The sequence below is a fragment of the Streptomyces sp. NPDC051320 genome, assembly GCF_040682175.1.
Classification (GTDB): Bacteria; Actinomycetota; Actinomycetes; order Streptomycetales; family Streptomycetaceae; genus Streptomyces.
The window spans coordinates 185565-201868 of the sequence record NZ_JBFBAL010000011.1; the positions used below are offsets into that span (position 1 = coordinate 185565).

Sequence of the window (16304 nt, forward strand, 5' to 3'; positions counted from 1 at the left end):
AGAATGTAGTCCGTTTGCGGCCGGGCCGCCAGAAGGCCCGGCGGCGCCGAACCCGCAGGACGGCGGTGAGGGGGCCACTTCGGTGAGGGGACCCACTTCACCCCTGCGGCGCGGTGTCCGCCGGCTCCGACGCGTCGGGCAGCCGCCGCCGGCGGCGGTGCTTCAGCAGCGCCCACGGGGCCCGCGCCCCGGTGACCTCCGTACCGGACTCCGCCGCGGCGGCCGAAGCGGCCTTCGCCACCGGCAGCATGTCCTCGTCGCGCGTGGCGTCCAGGTGGTCCGTCTCCGGCCACAGCCCCAGCGCCGCGCACAGCGTGGGCAGCACGGCCATCGCTGCCGTCGCATATCCTTCCGCCGACGGGTGGTAATTGTCCGGCCCGAACAGCTCACGGGGGTTCGCGGCGAACTCGGGCCCCAGCAGCTCGCCCAGCGACACCGTGCGCCCGCCCTGCTCGATCACCCCGATCGTCTGCGCCGCCGCCAGTTGCCGGGAGACCCGTCGCGCCAGCCAGCGCAGCGGCTGGTACACCGGCTCCACCGTGCCCAGATCCGGGCAGGTGCCCACGATGACCTCGGCGCCGGCCGCGCGCAGCCTGCGCACCGCCGTGGTGAGGTGGCGGACCGACTGGGTCGGCGGCATCCGGTGGGTCACGTCGTTCGCGCCGACCATGATCACGCACACTTCCGGGAGGCGTCCCGGATCATCGAGGATCAGGGCCACCTGGCGGTCCAGATCGTCCGACATCGCACCCGGCAGGGCCACGTTTCGCAGATCCACCGGACGCTCCGCCACCGCGGCGAGCCCCGAAGCCAGCAGCGCGGCCGGCGTCTGACCGGCCCGCCGCACGCCCTGCCCCGCCGCAGTGGAGTCGCCGAGCATGGCCAGCCGCAAGGGCTCCAGGTGTCCGCTGCGCCCGGCGAACGCCAATCCGTACCGCCCGTCCGCGTTCGGCGCCTGGGGGGCACGCCCACCGCCCACGGACCGCTTCGCCAGCTGCACCTCGGCGAGTAACACGCCCACCGCTGCCGCCCCGACCAGACCGATGCCGCCTCCGCCGTATGCCGCGCCCGCGGCGATCCGCCGTGCCACCCTCGCTCTCGACACCGCCACCTCCTCATAGCCGTACATCACCTAACTGCCCGGAGACAGGTGCCGCCCAATCTTGTCCAATACGCTGAGCGTCATGGTGCACTTTCACGACTCGATGATCAGCCTCGTCGGCAACACCCCGCTGGTGAGGCTCAACAACGTGACCACAGGTATCAGGGCGACCGTCCTGGCCAAGGTCGAATACTTCAACCCGGGCGGTTCGGTGAAGGACCGCATCGCCGTCCGCATGATCGAGGCGGCCGAGCAGAGCGGCGAACTGCAGCCCGGCGGCACGATCGTCGAGCCGACCAGCGGCAACACCGGCGTCGGACTTGCCATCGTGGCCCAGCAGAAGGGCTACAAGTGCATCTTCGTGTGCCCGGACAAGGTCTCCACCGACAAGATCAACGTCCTCCGGGCGTACGGCGCCGACGTCGTCGTCTGCCCGACCGCGGTGGACCCGGACCACCCCGACTCGTACTACAACGTCTCCGACCGGCTGGTCAGGGAGACGCCGGGCGGCTGGAAGCCCGACCAGTACAGCAACCCGAACAACCCGCGCTCGCACTACGAGACCACCGGTCCCGAACTGTGGGAACAGACGGACGGGAAGATCACCCACTTCGTCACAGGCGTCGGCACCGGCGGCACGATCTCCGGTACCGGCCGCTACCTCAAGGACGTCTCGGACGGCCGGGTGAAGATCATCGGGGCCGACCCGGAGGGTTCCGTGTACTCCGGCGGCTCGGGACGCCCGTACCTGGTCGAGGGTGTCGGTGAGGACTTCTGGCCGACGGCGTACGACAGCTCCGTCACCGATGACATCGTCGCGGTGTCCGACAAGGACTCCTTCCAGATGACCCGCCGTCTCGCCAAGGAGGAGGGCCTGCTGGTCGGCGGCTCCTGCGGGATGGCGGTGGTGGCTGCGCTGCACGTGGCGAAGGACCTCGGTCCGGACGACATCGTGGTGGTACTGTTGCCGGACAGCGGGCGCGGATACCTCAGCAAGATCTTCAATGATGAGTGGATGAACGACTACGGCTTCCTGGAGCAGCCGGGGACCGATCCGCGCGTCGCCGACGTACTCGAGTACAAGTCGCACGGCATCCCGCATCTCGTGCACATGCACCCCGAGGAGACCGTCGGCGAGGCCATCGACGTGCTGCGCGAGTACGGCGTCTCGCAGATGCCGATCGTCAAGCCGGGTGCCGGACATCCGGACGTGATGGCTGCCGAGGTCATCGGCTCCGTCGTCGAACGCGAGCTGCTCGACGCGCTGTTCACCAAGCGGGCCCTGCTGGGGGACGCCTTGGAGAAGCACATGTCCTCCCCGCTCCCGCTGGTCGGGTCCGGCGAGCCGGTCGGGGACCTGATGTCGGTGCTGGGCAAGGCGGACGCGGCGATCGTCCTGGTGGAGGGCAAGCCGACGGGTGTGGTGACCCGGCAGGACCTGCTGGCCTTCCTGGCCAAGGCCGACGCGTAGCAGCCGCGAACGCCCGGTTCGGACAGTGGTACGAGCGCGACATGTGCACGCAGCACGCTCTTAACACGGGCCGGGCACAGTGGTGGATGTCGGAAGGACGGCCTTCCGGCGGCACGAACGGCGTCACGGACCTCCGGAGCGGCTCCCGGCCTCCAGGACGCCATGGACGCGGCAACGGTCCCTGACCCGTCACCGCGTCCTCGCGGGGACCGCCGTCGTCCCGCCCTCCGGTTCGCCGGGGGTGCGGCGGTCCCCGCGGTCGTCCGTGCCGGATCACTTCCGCGCGGGAGTAATCCAACTCCCCAGCAGGGCAAGGCGTTCCGCCGTCGCCGAGCCGGGCTGCGGGGTGTAGGCCACCAGCAGTTGGTCCGGGTCGCCGGGCAGGGCGAGGGTTTCGTACGGAAGGGACAGCTCGCCCACCACGGGGTGAGCGATGCGTTTCACTCCGTAGGTCTTCTCCTTCACCAGGTGGTCCGCCCAGAGTCGGCGGAAGTCATCACTTTTCAGCGACAACTCACCCACCAGAGCCGCCAGTTGCTTGTCGCCGGGGTGGCGGCCCGCGTCCAGTCGCAGATGGGCGACCGTCTCGGCCGCCACCGCGTCCCACTCCGGGTACAGCTCGCGGGCCTCCGGGGCGAGGAACACCTGCCGGGGCATGTTCCGATTCTCCGGCGTCATCCGGCCGAAGCCGCAGACCGCGTCCGCCAGAGCGTTCCAGGCAAGGACATCCATGCGGCGGCCGAGAACGAAGGCGGGCGCCCGCTCGATGGTGTCGAGCAGCAACTGCAGCCCGGGCCGCACCCGCCGGCGGGCCACGGGCGAGCCGCGGCGCGGGCGGGCCACCTCGCGGAGATACTGCTGTTCGGTCCCGTCCAGCCGCAGGACGCGGCCGACCGCGTCCAGTACGGCGTCCGAAACGCTCGGTCCGCGGCCCTGCTCCAGACGACAGCCCTTAGCTAGGACATGGCAGCGGCGCCAACCTGGTACTGGCAGACCCAGGAAAAGGTCAGCCCTGGGTAACCCGCCGGACCCCGAGCAGAGTGGTCTCCGTCAGCAGGAACACCCCTGCGGAACCCCGCAGGAAGCCAAGGGAGCCACGCATCATGACGTACGAGAACCTTTCCGGCCGGACCGCGGTGATCACCGGAGCGGCCAGCGGTATGGGGGAGGCGACGGCCCGGCTGCTGGCCGCCCGCGGCGCCCGGGTGGTGCTGCTGGCCCGGCGTGCCGGGCGGCTCGGGGAGCTGGCCGAGAAGATCACGGCCGAGGGCGGTCACGCGCTGGCCGTGACCGCGGATGTCACCGACCAGCGGTCGGTGGACGCCGCCGTGGCGCGCGTCCATGAGGTGTACGGGCCGGTCGATCTGCTGGTGAACGGCGCCGGCGTGATGCTGCCGAACCCGGTCGACGACGGCCGCATCGACGAGTGGCAGCGGATGCTGGACACCAATGTGACCGGCGCGCTGCGCATGATCCGTGCCTTCACTCCGGATCTGCTGGCCGCCGCTGCGGACGGCCGGACGGCCGACCTGGTCAACATCTCCTCGATCGGCGCGCACGTGATGTTTCCGAACTACGCCGTCTACGGCGCGACCAAGGCCGCGCTCACCTATCTCTCCGAGTCGCTGCGCACCGAACTGGGCCCGCGCGACGTCCGGGTGACCAATATCGAGCCCGGCCTGACCGACACGGAACTCGGCGGGCACATCGACAACGCCGAGTTGTCGGGGCAGCTGAACGGCATGTTCGACGCCATCGGAACGCTGGCGTCGGACGACATCGCGGACCTGGTCGGGTACGTCACGAGCCGGGCGCGGCACATCAACCTGCGCCAGGTGATCGTGCTCCCGACGCGTCAGGCGTGAGCCCGGACGCCGTACCCCCTCACTCCTCCCAGTCCGACGCGGAGGAGGACTTGCCCCGGCGGTGCGGGAACAGGCCGCCGTCGCGCGCCGCGTGGACCACGTTGACGCCGACGATGCCCGCCCAGGTCACCAGCAGTCCGGGGAGGTGGGCCTGTACGACGCCGATCGCGGACAACGGGATGGACACGATCAGCGTGATGATGCCGAAGCCGAAGCGCTCACCGAAGCTGCTCTCGGACTGCGGCGGGCGGCTGCCCCGGGCCACCACCAGTTGCTGCTCGGCCAGCTGGCGGCGCACCCGGCGGTCCACCGTGCCGTCGAGACGCTGCTCCACTTTCTCCAGGAACGACTCGACCAGCGCGGTGTCGTAGTCCGCGCCGAGCTCCCTGCGGGCGTGCAGGGTGGCGTCGAGTTCCTTCTTCAGCTCCGGTTCGCTGGCTTCCATGTGAATACGGTACGAATCCCGGGCCGCCGGGGCAGTGGGGCTAGCCCCCCAATGCGGTGGGGGCCTTCCTCCGGACGGGGCCCCGGCGCGCTAACGGGCCACCGGTGTGGCGGGTGCGGTGCTGCGGATGGTGGCCGGCGGGATGTGCGCGGTGTTGCGGTGAGCCAGCAGCCAGTACAGCGTCGCGGGGATCAGCAGACCCACGATCCAGGAGATGTCCGCTCCGCCGAGTGGGTCGACCAGGGGGCCGGTGTAGAAGGACGTGGCCAGAAAGGGGAACTGGGCCAGCAGGCCGACTCCGTAGACCAGCAGGGCGTCCCAGCGCCAGGAACCGTAGCGGCCGTGCGGGTCGGACAGGGCGGGAATGTCGTAGCGCTCCCGGGAGATCAGGTAGTAGTCGACCAGGTTGATCGCCGACCACGGGGTGAAGAAGGCCAGCAGGAAGAGCAGGAAGTCCTTGAAGGAGTTCAGGAAGCTGTCCTTGCCGGCCAGGGCCACCACGGTGCCGGCGATCATGATGATCAGGATGTAGAGGGTGCGGCCGCGCGGGGTGAGGGTCTTCTGGCCGCGGAAGCCGCTGACGCTGGTCACCATCGACATGAAGCCGCCATAGGTGTTCAGCACGTTGATGGTGAGTTTGCCCAGCGCGATGACGAAGTAGAGCACCGAGGCCATCAGGCCGGTGCCGCCGAGGCCGACCACGTATCCGACCTGGCTGTTCAGGAAGGCGTCACCGGCCGTGGCGGCCACCAGGACGCCGAAGGTCATCGACCACTGGGAGCCCAGCGCGCTGCCGCCGAGGGTCCACCAGAAGGTGGCACGGCCGCTGGTGGTCCTGGGCAGATAGCGCGAGTAGTCGGCGACGTAGGGGCCGAAGGCCAGCTGCCAGGAGGCGGAGAGGGAGACGGCGAGGAGGAAGAGGGGGAAGGAGAAGCTGTGGTCGTGCAGGACGGTCGAGAGGTCGACGCGGTCCAGCAGCCGGATGCCGAGGTAGACGAAGGCGATGGCGCAGACGATGCTCGCGACCCGGCCCAGGGTGTGGATGATCCGGTAGCCGATGACGGCCATGGCGGCGGTGACCACGGCGAAGATGATGATGCCCGTGGTGTCGCCCAGGTGGGTGAGTTCGCCGACCGCCTGACCGGCGAGCACCGTGCCGCTGGCGAAGAAGCCCACGTACATGAGGATGACCAGGACGAGCGGGACGACCGCTCCCTTCACGCCGAACTGGGCGCGCGAGGAGATCATCTGCGGAAGGCCGAGGCGGGGGCCCTGCGCGGAGTGCAGGGCCATGACCGCGCCGCCGAGCAGATTGCCCAGGAGCAGTCCGATGATCGACCAGAGCGCGCCGCCGCCGAAGACCACGGCGAGCGCGCCGGTGACGACCGCGGTGATGTGGAGGTTCGCGCCGACCCAGAGGGTGAACTGGGAGAAGGCCGTGCCGTGGCGCTCCTCGTCGGGTACGACGTCGATCGATCGCTGTTCCACCAGGCCTGCCATGGACGGCCTTCCTCTCGTTCCCCGCATCACTGCGCCGCATCCCCGCGATGTATCGATCTATGCAGAGTGGTCCGAGATGAATGGAAGGTCAATAGGTGCAGGCTGCGGAGTGTGTCTCGTCAGGCGGCCGACGCGTCCATCGGGCGTAGTTCGTCCGCATAGGAGACGGATGTCCGGCGCATCAGTCCGTCGTCGCTGATGTCGTACTGGCCGAGCCGCCAGAGCGGCGGCGAGTACGCGTGGATCGACACCGCGTCGTCGCTCGCGCCGGTCAGCCGGTGGATGTGGTCCGGGCCGAAACAGAACGACTCGCCGGCGCCGACGGCGGTCGCCAGGTGACGGCCGCCGATCCGCGGATTCGACTCGGTGAGCAGCCCCTGCACGACCCGGACCGCGCCGGACGAGATGTCGTGGTCGTGCCAGCCGGTGTCGTTCTGCCGGGTCCAGCAGAGCAGCCAGATGTCGACGTACTCGTCTCGGTGCAGGGACGCGTAATGGCGGTCGGTGTCGGAGAAGGCGACGTCCGAGCGCCAGAGCTCCGGCCTGGCGGCGAGATCGTCGACCAGTGCCTGCAGTTCGCGCTTGTCGAGGTTGCGGTCGGGCAGTGCGGCGTCGTACGTCATAGGGCTGCTCCCTTCAGGAGGCGGGCGGGGTTGGTGGTGCGCAGGGCGTGGACGGCGGCGTCGGCGCCTAGGTCGGGAGTGGTGGGGGGTGCATACGGGCGGTCGCTGCCGGCGACGATCGCGTCGATGCCGACCGCTCTGACCAGGGCGTCGACGGCGCGGGTGCCGTACGACGAGGTGTCGTAGAAGACATCGCGGTCGACCGTGCCGCGGCCGCCGCCGCGCGCGGCGAGCCGCTCGCCGTGCAGCGGGGCGAGGCCCGCCAGCGCGGCGAAGCAGACCCGCAGGGTGGGGTGGGCGCGGCGGCCGAAGGCGCGGAAGGCGAACCAGGCGGAGTGCAGTTGCTGGACGTACGGCACCAGGGCCGGCCACCAGGGCGGCGCGCCGGGCGCGCCGGGCGGGGCGGCGCCGGGGTGTACGAAGAGCGGCTTACCGGTGTCGGCGAGGGCGTCGATCAGCGGCGCGCAGCGCGTCCAGCCGGCCTCGTCGAGCAGTGCGGTGGCGGGGAGTTGCAGGCCGACGCAGCCGCGGGCCAGATCGCGGGTGAGCGCGTCGGGGTCCGGAGTGCGGAGGTGGGCCGACGCCCAGACGCCGAACGGTGCGGGGAGGGCGAGCGCGCCCTCGTGAAACGCGGTCAGCAGCGGGCGGGCCTCGTCGGCCGGCAGGTATTCGATGCCGAGCGGGCTGGAGAGCGAGACGAGTGCCAGCCGGAGGCCGTCGGTGCGGGCGAGCGCGGTGCGGGCCGCGATGTCGTGATCGGCGGGGGCCACCCGGTACGGAGGCTCACCGTGCAGGTGCAGCGTCCAGCCGTCGAGGTACGGGGCGGTGGTGCGGGTGCGCAGCAGTTCGGTGAAGGCGGGTGGCCAGATGTGCTGGTGGACGTCCGTGGACAACGTGCCCCTTTCCTGTCGAGTGCCTGCCTTGTTGAGTACCTGCCTTGTTGAGTGGCGGCCTGTTAAGCGCTTCAGTGATGCGCTTAAGTGAATCGCTTAACCGAGCGGACTGTCAAGGGCGCCCGGTAGGCTTCGCGGCATGGCCAGGCCCAGCAAGCGCACCACCCTCCGCGAGGTGGCCGAGGCCACCGGCCTCTCCACGGCCGCCGTCTCCTACGCCCTGCGCGGCAAGCAGGTCTCCAAGGAGACCGAGGAGCGGGTCCGTAAGGCGGCGGCCGAGCTCGGTTACGAGGCGGACCCCATCGCCCGGGCCCTGGCGAGCGGCCGCACCAGCATGGTCGGCGTCCTGGCCGGCGACCTCCAGGACCTGTGGCAGCAGCAGCTGATGGCGGCGATCGGGCGGGAGCTGCTGGCGGGCGACCGCTACGCGCTGATCCTGGACGCCGGTGGCGACCCCGGGCGGGAACTGGCGCTGGCGAAGCAGTTGCGCGACCAGCGGGTGGACGGTCTGCTCGTCTCGCCCGTCGACCCGTCGGCCGAGGGCTGGGCGCGGATCGCCGACGCGGTGCCGGTCGTCTCGATAGGCGACTCGCTGCGGCAGGCCCGCACGGCCGGCGAGGTGCTCTTCGACAACCGCGCGGGAATCGACGCGGTGCTCACGTATCTGACGGGGCTCGGGCATCGGTACGTGACCGTGCTGACCCCCACCGGACCCAGCACGCCCGACCGGCCCGCCGACGTGTATGTGCGGGAGGCCGCGGACCGTCTCGGCCTGGTGGTGGAAGTCCTGCCGTGTGCACAGGAGTTGGGCGAGGCGACCGTGGTCGCCCGGGACGTGCTGGCGGGCCGGTCCACGGCGGTGTTCTGTTTCTCGGACTCGATCGCGTACGGCGTGTACGCGGCGGCCGCGGAGGCCGGCCGGGTCGTCGGCCGGGACGTCTCGTTGGTCGGCTTCGACGACCATCCGGTCTCGCGGGTGCTCACGCCGGCGCTGACCACGCTGGACTGGGGGCTCGCCGAGATCGCCGCCGGGGCGGCGCGGCTGGCGGTGGCGGCGATCGAGGGGCGGCGGGTGCGGAGCAAGCGGGTGCTGTGCGCGCCGCGGTTGGTGGAGCGGCGCTCGGCGGGCGCGCCGCCGCCGGGGCCACGGGCCTCACCCGCCGGCCGGGCTTGAGGGATGGCCTCAAACGCCGGCCGGGCTGAGAGATGGCCGGTGGGGTGACCCGTTGCGCCTTCAGGCCACCAGCTTCTGCTTCTTCAGCCACGCCTCCGCGACCCGGTCCGGGTCCTGCTTCTCCTTGTCGACCAGGCGGTTCAGTTCCGTCAGCTCTGCCGTGGTGAGGACGTTCCCCAGCCGGGCCAGCGCCTTGCGGACCTTGCCGTCCGCCTTGCGGGCGGCGATCAGCGGGACGACGTGCTGGGCGGGCACCAGGTGCTTCGGGTCGGCGAGCACCACCCAGTGGTTCGCCGCGACGTCGACGTCCGTGGTGAAGACGTTCGCGATGTCGACGTCGCCCTTCTTCAGCGCGCCCTTGACCAGCGGGCCCGACGAGTCCAGGGCCTTGAACTCCTTGAACTGCACGCCGTACTGCTCCTTGAGGCCGACCACCCCGACGACCCGCTTCTTCATCTCGGCGGCCGCGCCGAAGACCAGTTTGCCGTTGGCCTTCTTCAGGTCGGCGAGGCTCTGCAGGCCGTACTTGTCGGCGGTCTCCCGGGTGACCGCGAAGCTGTCGCGGTCCTCGGCCTCCGCGTAGGGCAGCACCTCCAGACTGGCCGGGAGCACCGTGGCCAGGGCGTTCTGCATGGCGCCCGCCTCGGTCTCGGTGGCCTTCGGGTTCAGGTAGAGCAGCAGGCTGCCCTGGTACTCGGGGAGCAGGTCGATGTCACCGCCCTTCAGCGCGGGGACGATGATCTCGCGGGAGCCGAGGTTGGGCTTGACGGTGGTCTTGATGCCGGCGGCCTTGAGCACACCCGCGTAGAGGTAGCCGAGGATCTGGTTCTCGGTGAAGTTGGCGGTGCCGATGACCAGGCCGCCGGCGCTGGACCCGGTGTCGCCGCCGGACCCTTGTCCGTCGAGCGAGGTGATGCCGGACGAGCAGGCGGCTAGCAGCGGCGCCGAGGCGCCGGCCAGGAGTGCGGTGAGAGCGGTGCGGCGATTCATCTGAGGGTCTCCAGGAAGGGCTGGGAAGTCATCGGGCGTTGGCGGGGCGGCCGCGGAGCAGCAGCCGCTGCACCCCGCCGAGCGCCAGGTCCGCGGCGACGGCGAGTACGGCGACGAGCACCGCGCCGCCGAGTACCTGCACCAGGTCGCGCTGGGCCAGGCCGTCGAACACGTACCGGCCCAGGCCGCCGAAGCTGACGTAGGCGGCGATGGTCGCGGTGGCCACGACCTGGACGGTCGCCAGCCGGATGCCGGTCATGATCAACGGCAGCGCGAGCGGGAGTTCCACCTGCCAGAGGACCTGGTGGCCGCGCAGGCCCACCCCCTTGGCCGCGTCCTTGACCTCCGGGTCGACGGCGGCCATGCCCGCGTACGTGTTGGTGACGATCACCGGTACGGCGAGGGCGACCAGGGAGATGTACACCGGCCAGATGGAGAGCCCACCGGCCAGGAAGACCAGGGTGACCAGGCCGACGGTCGGCAGCGCGCGGCCGAAGGAGGCCAGGTTGACGGCGATGAAAGCGCCGCGACCGGTGTGGCCGATGAGCATCCCGATCGGCAGTGCGATGGCGGCCGCGATCACCGTGGCGAGCAGCGAGTACTGGAGGTGTTCGACGAGCCGGTTGGCGATGCCTTCCGAGCCGGACCACTGGGACGAACTGGTCAGCCAGGAGGCCAGGTTCTTGAGGAGTTCCAGCACGGGTCAGGCACCTCTCTTCGGTGAACGGCCCCGGCGGGTCCACGGTGTGCACAGCCACTGGACGGTGACCAGCAGCGCGTCCGCCACCAGGGCGAGCAGCAGGGTGAGGATCACTCCGGCGACGACCGGGGTCGGGTAGTTGCGCTGGAAGCCGTCGATGAAGAGCTGGCCGAGGCCGCCGTAGCCGATGTAGCTGGCCACGCTGACCAGGGAGATGGACATCACGGTGGAGACCCGGATGCCCGCCATGATCACCGGAAGGGCGAGCGGGAGTTCCACGGTGAGCAGGGTGCGCAGCGGCCGGGTGCCCATGGCGGTGGATGCCTCACGCACCTTGGCGGGCACCGCGTCAAGGCCTTCGACGGTGTTCCGTACCAGGACGACCAGGGTGTAGGCGGTCAGTCCGGTGATCGCGGTGGTCCTGGTCAGTCCGGTGATCGGGAGCAGCAGCACGAAAAAGGCGAGGGAGGGAATGGTGTAGAGGATGTTGGACAGGCCGAGGACGAAGCCGCGCAGCGGCCGGATCCGGTGGGCGATCACCGCGAGGGGGAGCGATATCAGCAGGCCGATGAGGACGGCGGGGACCGCGGTGGAGAGGTGGTCGGCGGTGAGGTGCGCCATCTGTCCGGTGTGGTCGGGGAACCAGCCCCAGTCGATGGTCATACCGAGGTGCCCGTGGGCGCCGCGGCGCCGGCCGTGAGGTGTGCCTCGCCCGCGTGGTGGTGGATGTCGGCGCGTGCGGTGACACCGGTGAGGACGCCGTCGGCGTCGACCCGGGCGACCAGACCGCTCGGTGACGACACCGTCTCGTTGAGCGCGGAGAGCAGTGAGTCGGTGTCGCGCAGCGCCCGTACCGGCAGCAGCGGGGCGTCGCCCGCGGTGCCCGAGGCGGGTGCCGTCTCGGTGTCGAGCCAGCCGAGCGGTCTGCCTTCGGCGCTGGTGACGAGCTGCCAGCGGTCCGCCCGCTTCCCGGGTGACATCTGCTGGTCGGCCTTCATGCTGACGGCCGCGGACTGCGGTACGGCGGCAAGGGTGGTCAGCGACAGCAGCTTCAGGCCGCGTTCGGCGCCCAGGAAGTCCGACACGAAGGCGTTGGCGGGGCGGGCCAGCAGTTCGGCCGGTTCGGCGCACTGGACGAGGTGGCCGCCGGTGCGGAAGACCGCTATTCGGTCGCCGAGCCGTACCGCCTCGTCGATGTCGTGGGTGACGAACACGATGGTCTTGCTGAGTTCCTGCTGCAGCCGCAGCAGCTCGTCCTGGAGCTGGGTGCGGACCACCGGGTCGACCGCGCCGAACGGCTCGTCCATCAGCAGCACCGGTGGATCGGCGGCCAGCGCGCGGGCGACGCCGACGCGCTGCTGCTGGCCGCCGGAGAGCTGGTGCGGGTAGCGCTTGCCGGTGTCAGCGGTCAGACCGACCGTTTCCAGGAGTTCGGCGGCGCGGGCGCGGGCCTTCTTCCTGCCCCAGCCCAGCAACAGCGGGACGGTGGCGACGTTGTCCAGAATGGTCCGGTGCGGGAAGAGCCCGGACTGCTGGATGACGTAACCGATGCCGCGCCGCAGCTCGGCGGCGTCCGCCTGGAGAATGTCCTTGCCCGCGAGACGGATGGTGCCGGAGGTCTGGTCGACCATCCGGTTGATCATCCGCAGAGTGGTCGTCTTGCCACAGCCCGAGGAACCGACGAGGACCGTGATCTGTCCCTCCGGCATGTCCAGGGTGAGGTCGTGGACTGCTGTGGTGCCGTTCGGGAAGCGTTTGTACACGGCTTCGAATTCGATCATCGGTCATCCCTTGCCCGGCTGCATATGGTCATGCAGAGTTCTCGTTGTCTGAATAACTTGTCAATGGGCTGCGGTAAAACACTGGTTACGGTGGTCCGGCGGGCAAGACCGTATGTCGCAAAAAGGAGGCGTTCGCGCATGATGCCATCCCACATGGTGGACACTCCGACCAGCATCGTGGTCCTCGACGGTGAGTCCCTTCCGGTCGCCGATGTGGTGCGCCTCGCCCGCGGCACGGCCAGGCCCGTACCCGGAACCGAGGCATTGAAGCGCGTCGAACTGTCGTGGGACGCGGCTCGTGAGCTCGCCGCGTCGGGTCGGGTGTACGGCCGTTCCACGGGTGTGGGTGCCAACCGTAACGAATCGGTTCCCTCGAGCGCAGCGGCCGACCACGGATTGAGGCTGCTGCGCTCGCACGCCGGAGCCATCGGCGACCCGCTGCCCGCGCACGAAATCAGGGCGATGCTCGCGATCCGGGCCAACCAGCTGCTGGCGGGCGGGGCCGGGCTGCGGCCCACCGTGGTCACCGCACTCTGCGAGGCGCTGGAGTCCGGCGCCCACCCGGTGGTCCATGAATTCGGCTCGGTCGGCACCGGCGACATCGCCGCCCTCGCCCAGATGGGTCTGGCCCTGGCGGGCGAGCATCCGTGGCGGGGCGGCGCCCCGCCCGAGGCCCAGCCCCTCGACAACAACGACGCCCTTGCGCTGATCAGCAGCAACGCCCTCACCCTCGGCCAGTCCGCGCTCGCCCTCGACGAGCTGCGCCGCCTGGTCGCCGCGACCCAGGTGGTGGCCGCGCTGTCGCTGCTGGCCGTGGACGGCTCCTTCGAGGCGTACGCGGAGCCGGTGCACGCGGCCCGCCCGCACCCCGGCTCGTACGCGGTCGCCGCCCGCAGTCGGTATCTGCTCGGCGCCCCCGAGCGGCCCACCCCGCCGCTGGGCCGCATCCAGGACCCGTACGGCTTCCGCTGCGTCCCGCAGATCCACGGCCCCGCGCAGGACGCGGCCGACCTGCTGGAGCGGACCATCACCATCGAGATCAACGCGGCGGCCGAGAACCCGCTGATCTGCCCCACCACCGCGCTCAACCACAGCCCGGCCGCCTATCACCACGGCGGCTTCTACCTGGCTCAACTGGCACTGACCCTGGACCACTTCAGGCTGGCCGTCACCCAGGCGGCGCGGCTCTCCACCTCCCGGCTCGCCGCACTGAACGAGCCGGCTCTCACCCGGCTGAAACCGTTCCTGGCGGACGGTGAGGCGGCCTCTTCGGGTGTGATGATCCTGGAGTACGCCGCCGGTGCGGCGCTCGGCGACCTGCGGGCGTTCTCCGCGCCCGCGTCGCTCGGGCACGCTGTCCTCTCCCGCGGTGTCGAGGAGCAGGCCAGCTTCGCCTCGCTGGCCGCCCGGCAGTCGCTGCGGGCGGGGCGGGCCTTCCGGTATGTCGTCGCATGCGAACTGGTCGCCGCGGTACGGGCGTTGCGCCAGCGTGATCTGCGGATCGACCCCGCACTGCCGGTCGGCCGCGCCTTCGACCTGGCGGACGCGGTGCTCGACCCGGACCTCGCGGACCGGCCGCTGACCGATGATGTCGAGACGGCGACCACGCTGCTCGACCGGTTCAACGAGCTCTGACGTCCGAAATGAACGAACGAGAAGCGAACGTGGATCTTGAGGGGAACGGTATGAGCGACAGCGCGGCCGCACGGCTGCAGCAGCTCTTCGAAGGGCACCGGCTGACACCGACGCAGCGGCGGATCGCGCACTGCATGGTGCGCCGGGCGGCCGACGCGCCGTTCCTCTCCTCGGTGGAGCTGGCCGAACTGGCCGGGGTCAGCCAGCCGTCCGTCACCCGCTTCGCCGTGGCGCTCGGCTTCGACGGTTACCCGGCGCTGCGCAGGCACCTGCGGGAGGTCGCGCCGGCCGGACGCGCGGCCGGCGGGGACAGCCTCAACGAGTACCAGCAGGCCGTCCAGGCCGAGATGGAGAATCTGCGGCAGCTGGCCGAGATGCTGGCCGATCCGGTGCCGGTGGAGCGGGCGGGGCGGTTGCTCGCCGACTCACCGGTCCTGCCCGTACTGGGACTGCGCGCCGCCTCCTCGCAGGCCCGGGGATTCGCGTACTTCGCGGCCAAGGTGCACCGGGACGTCCGGCTGCTCGACGAGGGCGGCACGATGCTGGCCGACCGCGTCGACGCCTCGGTACGCGCCGGCGCCACGGTGCTGCTCTGCTTCGCGCTGCCGCGCCATCCGCGCGAGGTGGTCGAGGCGCTGGCGTACGCCAAGACGTCCGGCCTCACCGTGATCACCGTCGCCGACTCGGCCTTCGCCCCGGTCGCCCGGGACAGCGACATCCTGATCCCGGCGGCCGTCGGCACCGGGCTCGCCTTCGACACGGCGTGCGGGCCGATGCTGCTCGGGCGGGTGCTGCTGGAGGCGATGTGCGACGACCTGCCCGAGGCGCAGGCCCGGCTGGAGGAATTCGACGCGCGGGCATCGGCGCGGGGCCTCTTCGTCGAGTGACCGGCGGCGCCGCGCACCTTCTCAGCCGGTACTCAGAAAACCTCGGTAACCTCCCGCTCGTTTCGGACCGGACCGCGGAGGGAGTACGGAAGTGGGGCGCGCAGCGGCGCAGGGACAGCGGCAGGGACAAGGTCAGAGGCAGGGGCAGAAGCAGGGCCGGGCGCGGGCCGTGGCGCGTGTCGCGGTGCTGGTACGGGCCGGCGCGGCCCCCATGGGGTGGCTGGGGCTGCTCGCCGCGGCTCTCGGCGTGCTGCTGCCCGGACTCACCGGGCGCAGGATCGGGCTGCAGGCCGGGGCGGCGCTCTTCCTGATCACCGCGGCGGCTGTGGCACTGGTCCGCCGACGCCGGTTCGAGCACCTGTCGAAGACGCCGGTCCGGGCCGGCCGTTCGGACTTCCTCCAGGACCGGGCGGTGACCCTGCGGAACTGGCGCCGCTCGCACCGGTGGTGGCTGCTCGCCGGGTTCGCCGCGGCGCTGGCCTCCTCCCTCGCCCTCCCCGCCGCCGGGGGCCTCACCCTCGCCGGGGCCGGCGCCGGACTCTGGCTGAAGGCGGTCCGTCTCGGGCGCCGGGAACGCTCGGACGACCTGCTCTTCTGGGTCCGTACGGACTGGATCGCGCGGGGACCCGCCGGCCGGCCGGTCAAGGGGTACCGCTGCACGGGTGTGCTCGCGGGCGACGCCGCGCCGGGCGGGGCGCGGCGTCGCTGATATCCACGGGACCGGCCGGTCTCACATCTCCAGCTCGGTCTCGATCCTCTTCAACTGGTGCCGGGCCATGGCCAGGTTGGCGCGGCCCCTGTCGAGCGCGAGATAGAGGAACAGGCCGTTCTTGCCCCGGCCCCTGAGCAGCCGGATCAGGTGGTACTGCTCGCCGAGGGTGATCAGGATGTCCTCGATCTCGTCCTTCATGCCGAGGAGTTCCATGGTCCGCACCTTGGCGCGCACCACATCGGTGTTCCCCGCGGCGGCCACTGCCAGATCGAGGTCCTTGCCGCCGCCGAGAGTGCCGAGGGCCATCCCGCTGGTGTAGTCGACGAGGGCGGCTCCGAGTGCCCCCTCGATCGAGGTCATCGCTTCCTTGAGTGTGGTTTCGGTGTTCGCCATGAGGCTCGTACTGCCTTTCTTCCTGGTGTTTCCGGGTTGGGTGGACCCGGTTCGGGTGGTCCTGGTCTGAGTGGTTCTGGTCTGCGGCGTCCTGGCCTGTGTGGGCTTGGACCGGGTGGGTCGGGGCGGGATG

Annotated in this window: 16 protein-coding genes and 1 pseudogene; 6 read left to right on the top strand and 11 right to left on the bottom strand. The window is 70.8% G+C overall.

Annotated elements, in window-relative coordinates:
- Positions 1 to 97: 97 nt before the first annotated feature.
- Positions 98 to 1090, bottom strand: a complete 993-nt coding sequence (locus AB0M87_RS24340; protein WP_365856448.1) for an SGNH/GDSL hydrolase family protein — start codon at positions 1088 to 1090, stop codon at positions 98 to 100.
- Between the two features lie 97 nt (positions 1091 to 1187).
- On the opposite strand from AB0M87_RS24340, the gene AB0M87_RS24345 reads away from it, so the two are divergent.
- Positions 1188 to 2573, top strand: coding sequence for a cystathionine beta-synthase (locus AB0M87_RS24345; protein WP_365856450.1), 1386 nt, complete (start codon positions 1188 to 1190; stop codon positions 2571 to 2573).
- A gap of 273 nt (positions 2574 to 2846) precedes the next feature.
- On the opposite strand, the pseudogene AB0M87_RS24350 reads toward AB0M87_RS24345, so the two are convergent.
- A pseudogene (locus AB0M87_RS24350) lies at positions 2847 to 3518 on the bottom strand (transcriptional regulator); the annotation flags it as partial.
- A gap of 158 nt (positions 3519 to 3676) precedes the next feature.
- On the opposite strand from AB0M87_RS24350, the gene AB0M87_RS24355 reads away from it, so the two are divergent.
- Positions 3677 to 4438: an SDR family oxidoreductase gene (locus AB0M87_RS24355; protein WP_365856306.1), complete on the top strand. Its 762-nt coding sequence runs from the start codon at positions 3677 to 3679 to the stop codon at positions 4436 to 4438.
- A gap of 19 nt (positions 4439 to 4457) precedes the next feature.
- On the opposite strand, the gene AB0M87_RS24360 is transcribed toward AB0M87_RS24355, so the two are convergent.
- The 4 genes from AB0M87_RS24360 to AB0M87_RS24375 form a co-directional block, all read right to left on the bottom strand.
- Entirely contained in the window at positions 4458 to 4883 is a 426-nt protein-coding gene (locus tag AB0M87_RS24360; RefSeq protein ID WP_365856309.1) for a hypothetical protein, read from the bottom strand.
- Positions 4884 to 4973: 90 nt separating this feature from the next.
- Entirely contained in the window at positions 4974 to 6383 is a 1410-nt protein-coding gene (locus AB0M87_RS24365) for a cytosine permease (protein ID WP_365856311.1), read from the bottom strand.
- A gap of 119 nt (positions 6384 to 6502) precedes the next feature.
- Complete coding sequence (locus AB0M87_RS24370; protein ID WP_365856313.1) at positions 6503 to 7006, bottom strand: cysteine dioxygenase family protein; 504 nt, start codon at positions 7004 to 7006, stop codon at positions 6503 to 6505.
- Positions 7003 to 7899, bottom strand: coding sequence for an amidohydrolase (locus AB0M87_RS24375; protein WP_365856315.1), 897 nt, complete (start codon positions 7897 to 7899; stop codon positions 7003 to 7005). Before AB0M87_RS24375 ends, AB0M87_RS24370 begins: the two co-directional genes overlap by 4 nt.
- A gap of 139 nt (positions 7900 to 8038) precedes the next feature.
- Here AB0M87_RS24375 and AB0M87_RS24380 point away from each other — a divergent pair, with 139 nt between their 5' ends.
- The gene (locus AB0M87_RS24380) at positions 8039 to 9073 is read left to right on the top strand and encodes a LacI family DNA-binding transcriptional regulator (protein WP_365856317.1); all 1035 of its coding nucleotides are present in this window, start codon (positions 8039 to 8041) and stop codon (positions 9071 to 9073) included.
- 60 nt (positions 9074 to 9133) lie between these two features.
- On the opposite strand, the gene AB0M87_RS24385 is transcribed toward AB0M87_RS24380, so the two are convergent.
- The 4 genes from AB0M87_RS24385 to AB0M87_RS24400 are packed head-to-tail and all read right to left on the bottom strand — an operon-like array spanning position 9134 to position 12544.
- Entirely contained in the window at positions 9134 to 10063 is a 930-nt protein-coding gene (locus tag AB0M87_RS24385) for an ABC transporter substrate-binding protein (protein ID WP_365856319.1), read from the bottom strand.
- Between the two features lie 28 nt (positions 10064 to 10091).
- Positions 10092 to 10763: an ABC transporter permease gene (locus tag AB0M87_RS24390; protein WP_365856321.1), complete on the bottom strand. Its 672-nt coding sequence runs from the start codon at positions 10761 to 10763 to the stop codon at positions 10092 to 10094.
- Positions 10764 to 10766: 3 nt separating this feature from the next.
- Positions 10767 to 11426: an ABC transporter permease gene (locus AB0M87_RS24395; RefSeq protein ID WP_365856323.1), complete on the bottom strand. Its 660-nt coding sequence runs from the start codon at positions 11424 to 11426 to the stop codon at positions 10767 to 10769.
- On the bottom strand, positions 11423 to 12544 hold the full coding sequence (locus AB0M87_RS24400; protein ID WP_365856325.1) for an ABC transporter ATP-binding protein: 1122 nt from the start codon (positions 12542 to 12544) through the stop codon (positions 11423 to 11425). The genes AB0M87_RS24395 and AB0M87_RS24400 overlap by 4 nt, the downstream gene beginning before the upstream one ends.
- 141 nt (positions 12545 to 12685) lie before the next feature.
- Here AB0M87_RS24400 and AB0M87_RS24405 point away from each other — a divergent pair, with 141 nt between their 5' ends.
- From AB0M87_RS24405 to AB0M87_RS24415, 3 genes are all read left to right on the top strand, one after another.
- Complete coding sequence (locus tag AB0M87_RS24405; RefSeq protein ID WP_365856452.1) at positions 12686 to 14179, top strand: aromatic amino acid ammonia-lyase; 1494 nt, start codon at positions 12686 to 12688, stop codon at positions 14177 to 14179.
- A 50-nt stretch (positions 14180 to 14229) separates the two neighbouring features.
- A complete protein-coding gene (locus AB0M87_RS24410) occupies positions 14230 to 15066 on the top strand; it encodes a MurR/RpiR family transcriptional regulator (RefSeq protein WP_365856327.1) in 837 nt (278 codons plus the stop codon).
- A gap of 211 nt (positions 15067 to 15277) precedes the next feature.
- Positions 15278 to 15775: a hypothetical protein gene (locus AB0M87_RS24415; protein ID WP_365856454.1), complete on the top strand. Its 498-nt coding sequence runs from the start codon at positions 15278 to 15280 to the stop codon at positions 15773 to 15775.
- 21 nt (positions 15776 to 15796) lie between these two features.
- Here the strand turns inward: AB0M87_RS24415 and AB0M87_RS24420 are convergent, their stop codons facing one another.
- Positions 15797 to 16171 carry a hypothetical protein gene (locus tag AB0M87_RS24420; RefSeq protein ID WP_365856329.1) on the bottom strand — a complete coding sequence of 125 codons (375 nt, stop codon included), beginning with the start codon at positions 16169 to 16171 and terminating at the stop codon, positions 15797 to 15799.
- Positions 16172 to 16304: the final 133 nt, after the last annotated feature.

What these genes read in the sequence shown, in the direction of transcription:
- AB0M87_RS24355 (WP_365856306.1), top strand. Translation starts at nt 3,677, where the DNA reads ATGACGTACGAGAACCTTTCCGGCCGGACCGCGGTGATCACCGGAGCG.
- AB0M87_RS24360 (WP_365856309.1), bottom strand. Translation starts at nt 4,883, where the DNA reads ATGGAAGCCAGCGAACCGGAGCTGAAGAAGGAACTCGACGCCACCCTG.
- AB0M87_RS24365 (WP_365856311.1), bottom strand. Translation starts at nt 6,383, where the DNA reads ATGGCAGGCCTGGTGGAACAGCGATCGATCGACGTCGTACCCGACGAG.
- AB0M87_RS24370 (WP_365856313.1), bottom strand. Translation starts at nt 7,006, where the DNA reads ATGACGTACGACGCCGCACTGCCCGACCGCAACCTCGACAAGCGCGAA.
- AB0M87_RS24380 (WP_365856317.1), top strand. Translation starts at nt 8,039, where the DNA reads ATGGCCAGGCCCAGCAAGCGCACCACCCTCCGCGAGGTGGCCGAGGCC.
- AB0M87_RS24385 (WP_365856319.1), bottom strand. Translation starts at nt 10,063, where the DNA reads ATGAATCGCCGCACCGCTCTCACCGCACTCCTGGCCGGCGCCTCGGCG.
- AB0M87_RS24395 (WP_365856323.1), bottom strand. Translation starts at nt 11,426, where the DNA reads ATGACCATCGACTGGGGCTGGTTCCCCGACCACACCGGACAGATGGCG.
- AB0M87_RS24400 (WP_365856325.1), bottom strand. Translation starts at nt 12,544, where the DNA reads ATGATCGAATTCGAAGCCGTGTACAAACGCTTCCCGAACGGCACCACA.
- AB0M87_RS24405 (WP_365856452.1), top strand. Translation starts at nt 12,686, where the DNA reads ATGCCATCCCACATGGTGGACACTCCGACCAGCATCGTGGTCCTCGAC.
- AB0M87_RS24410 (WP_365856327.1), top strand. Translation starts at nt 14,230, where the DNA reads ATGAGCGACAGCGCGGCCGCACGGCTGCAGCAGCTCTTCGAAGGGCAC.
- AB0M87_RS24415 (WP_365856454.1), top strand. Translation starts at nt 15,278, where the DNA reads ATGGGGTGGCTGGGGCTGCTCGCCGCGGCTCTCGGCGTGCTGCTGCCC.
- AB0M87_RS24420 (WP_365856329.1), bottom strand. Translation starts at nt 16,171, where the DNA reads ATGGCGAACACCGAAACCACACTCAAGGAAGCGATGACCTCGATCGAG.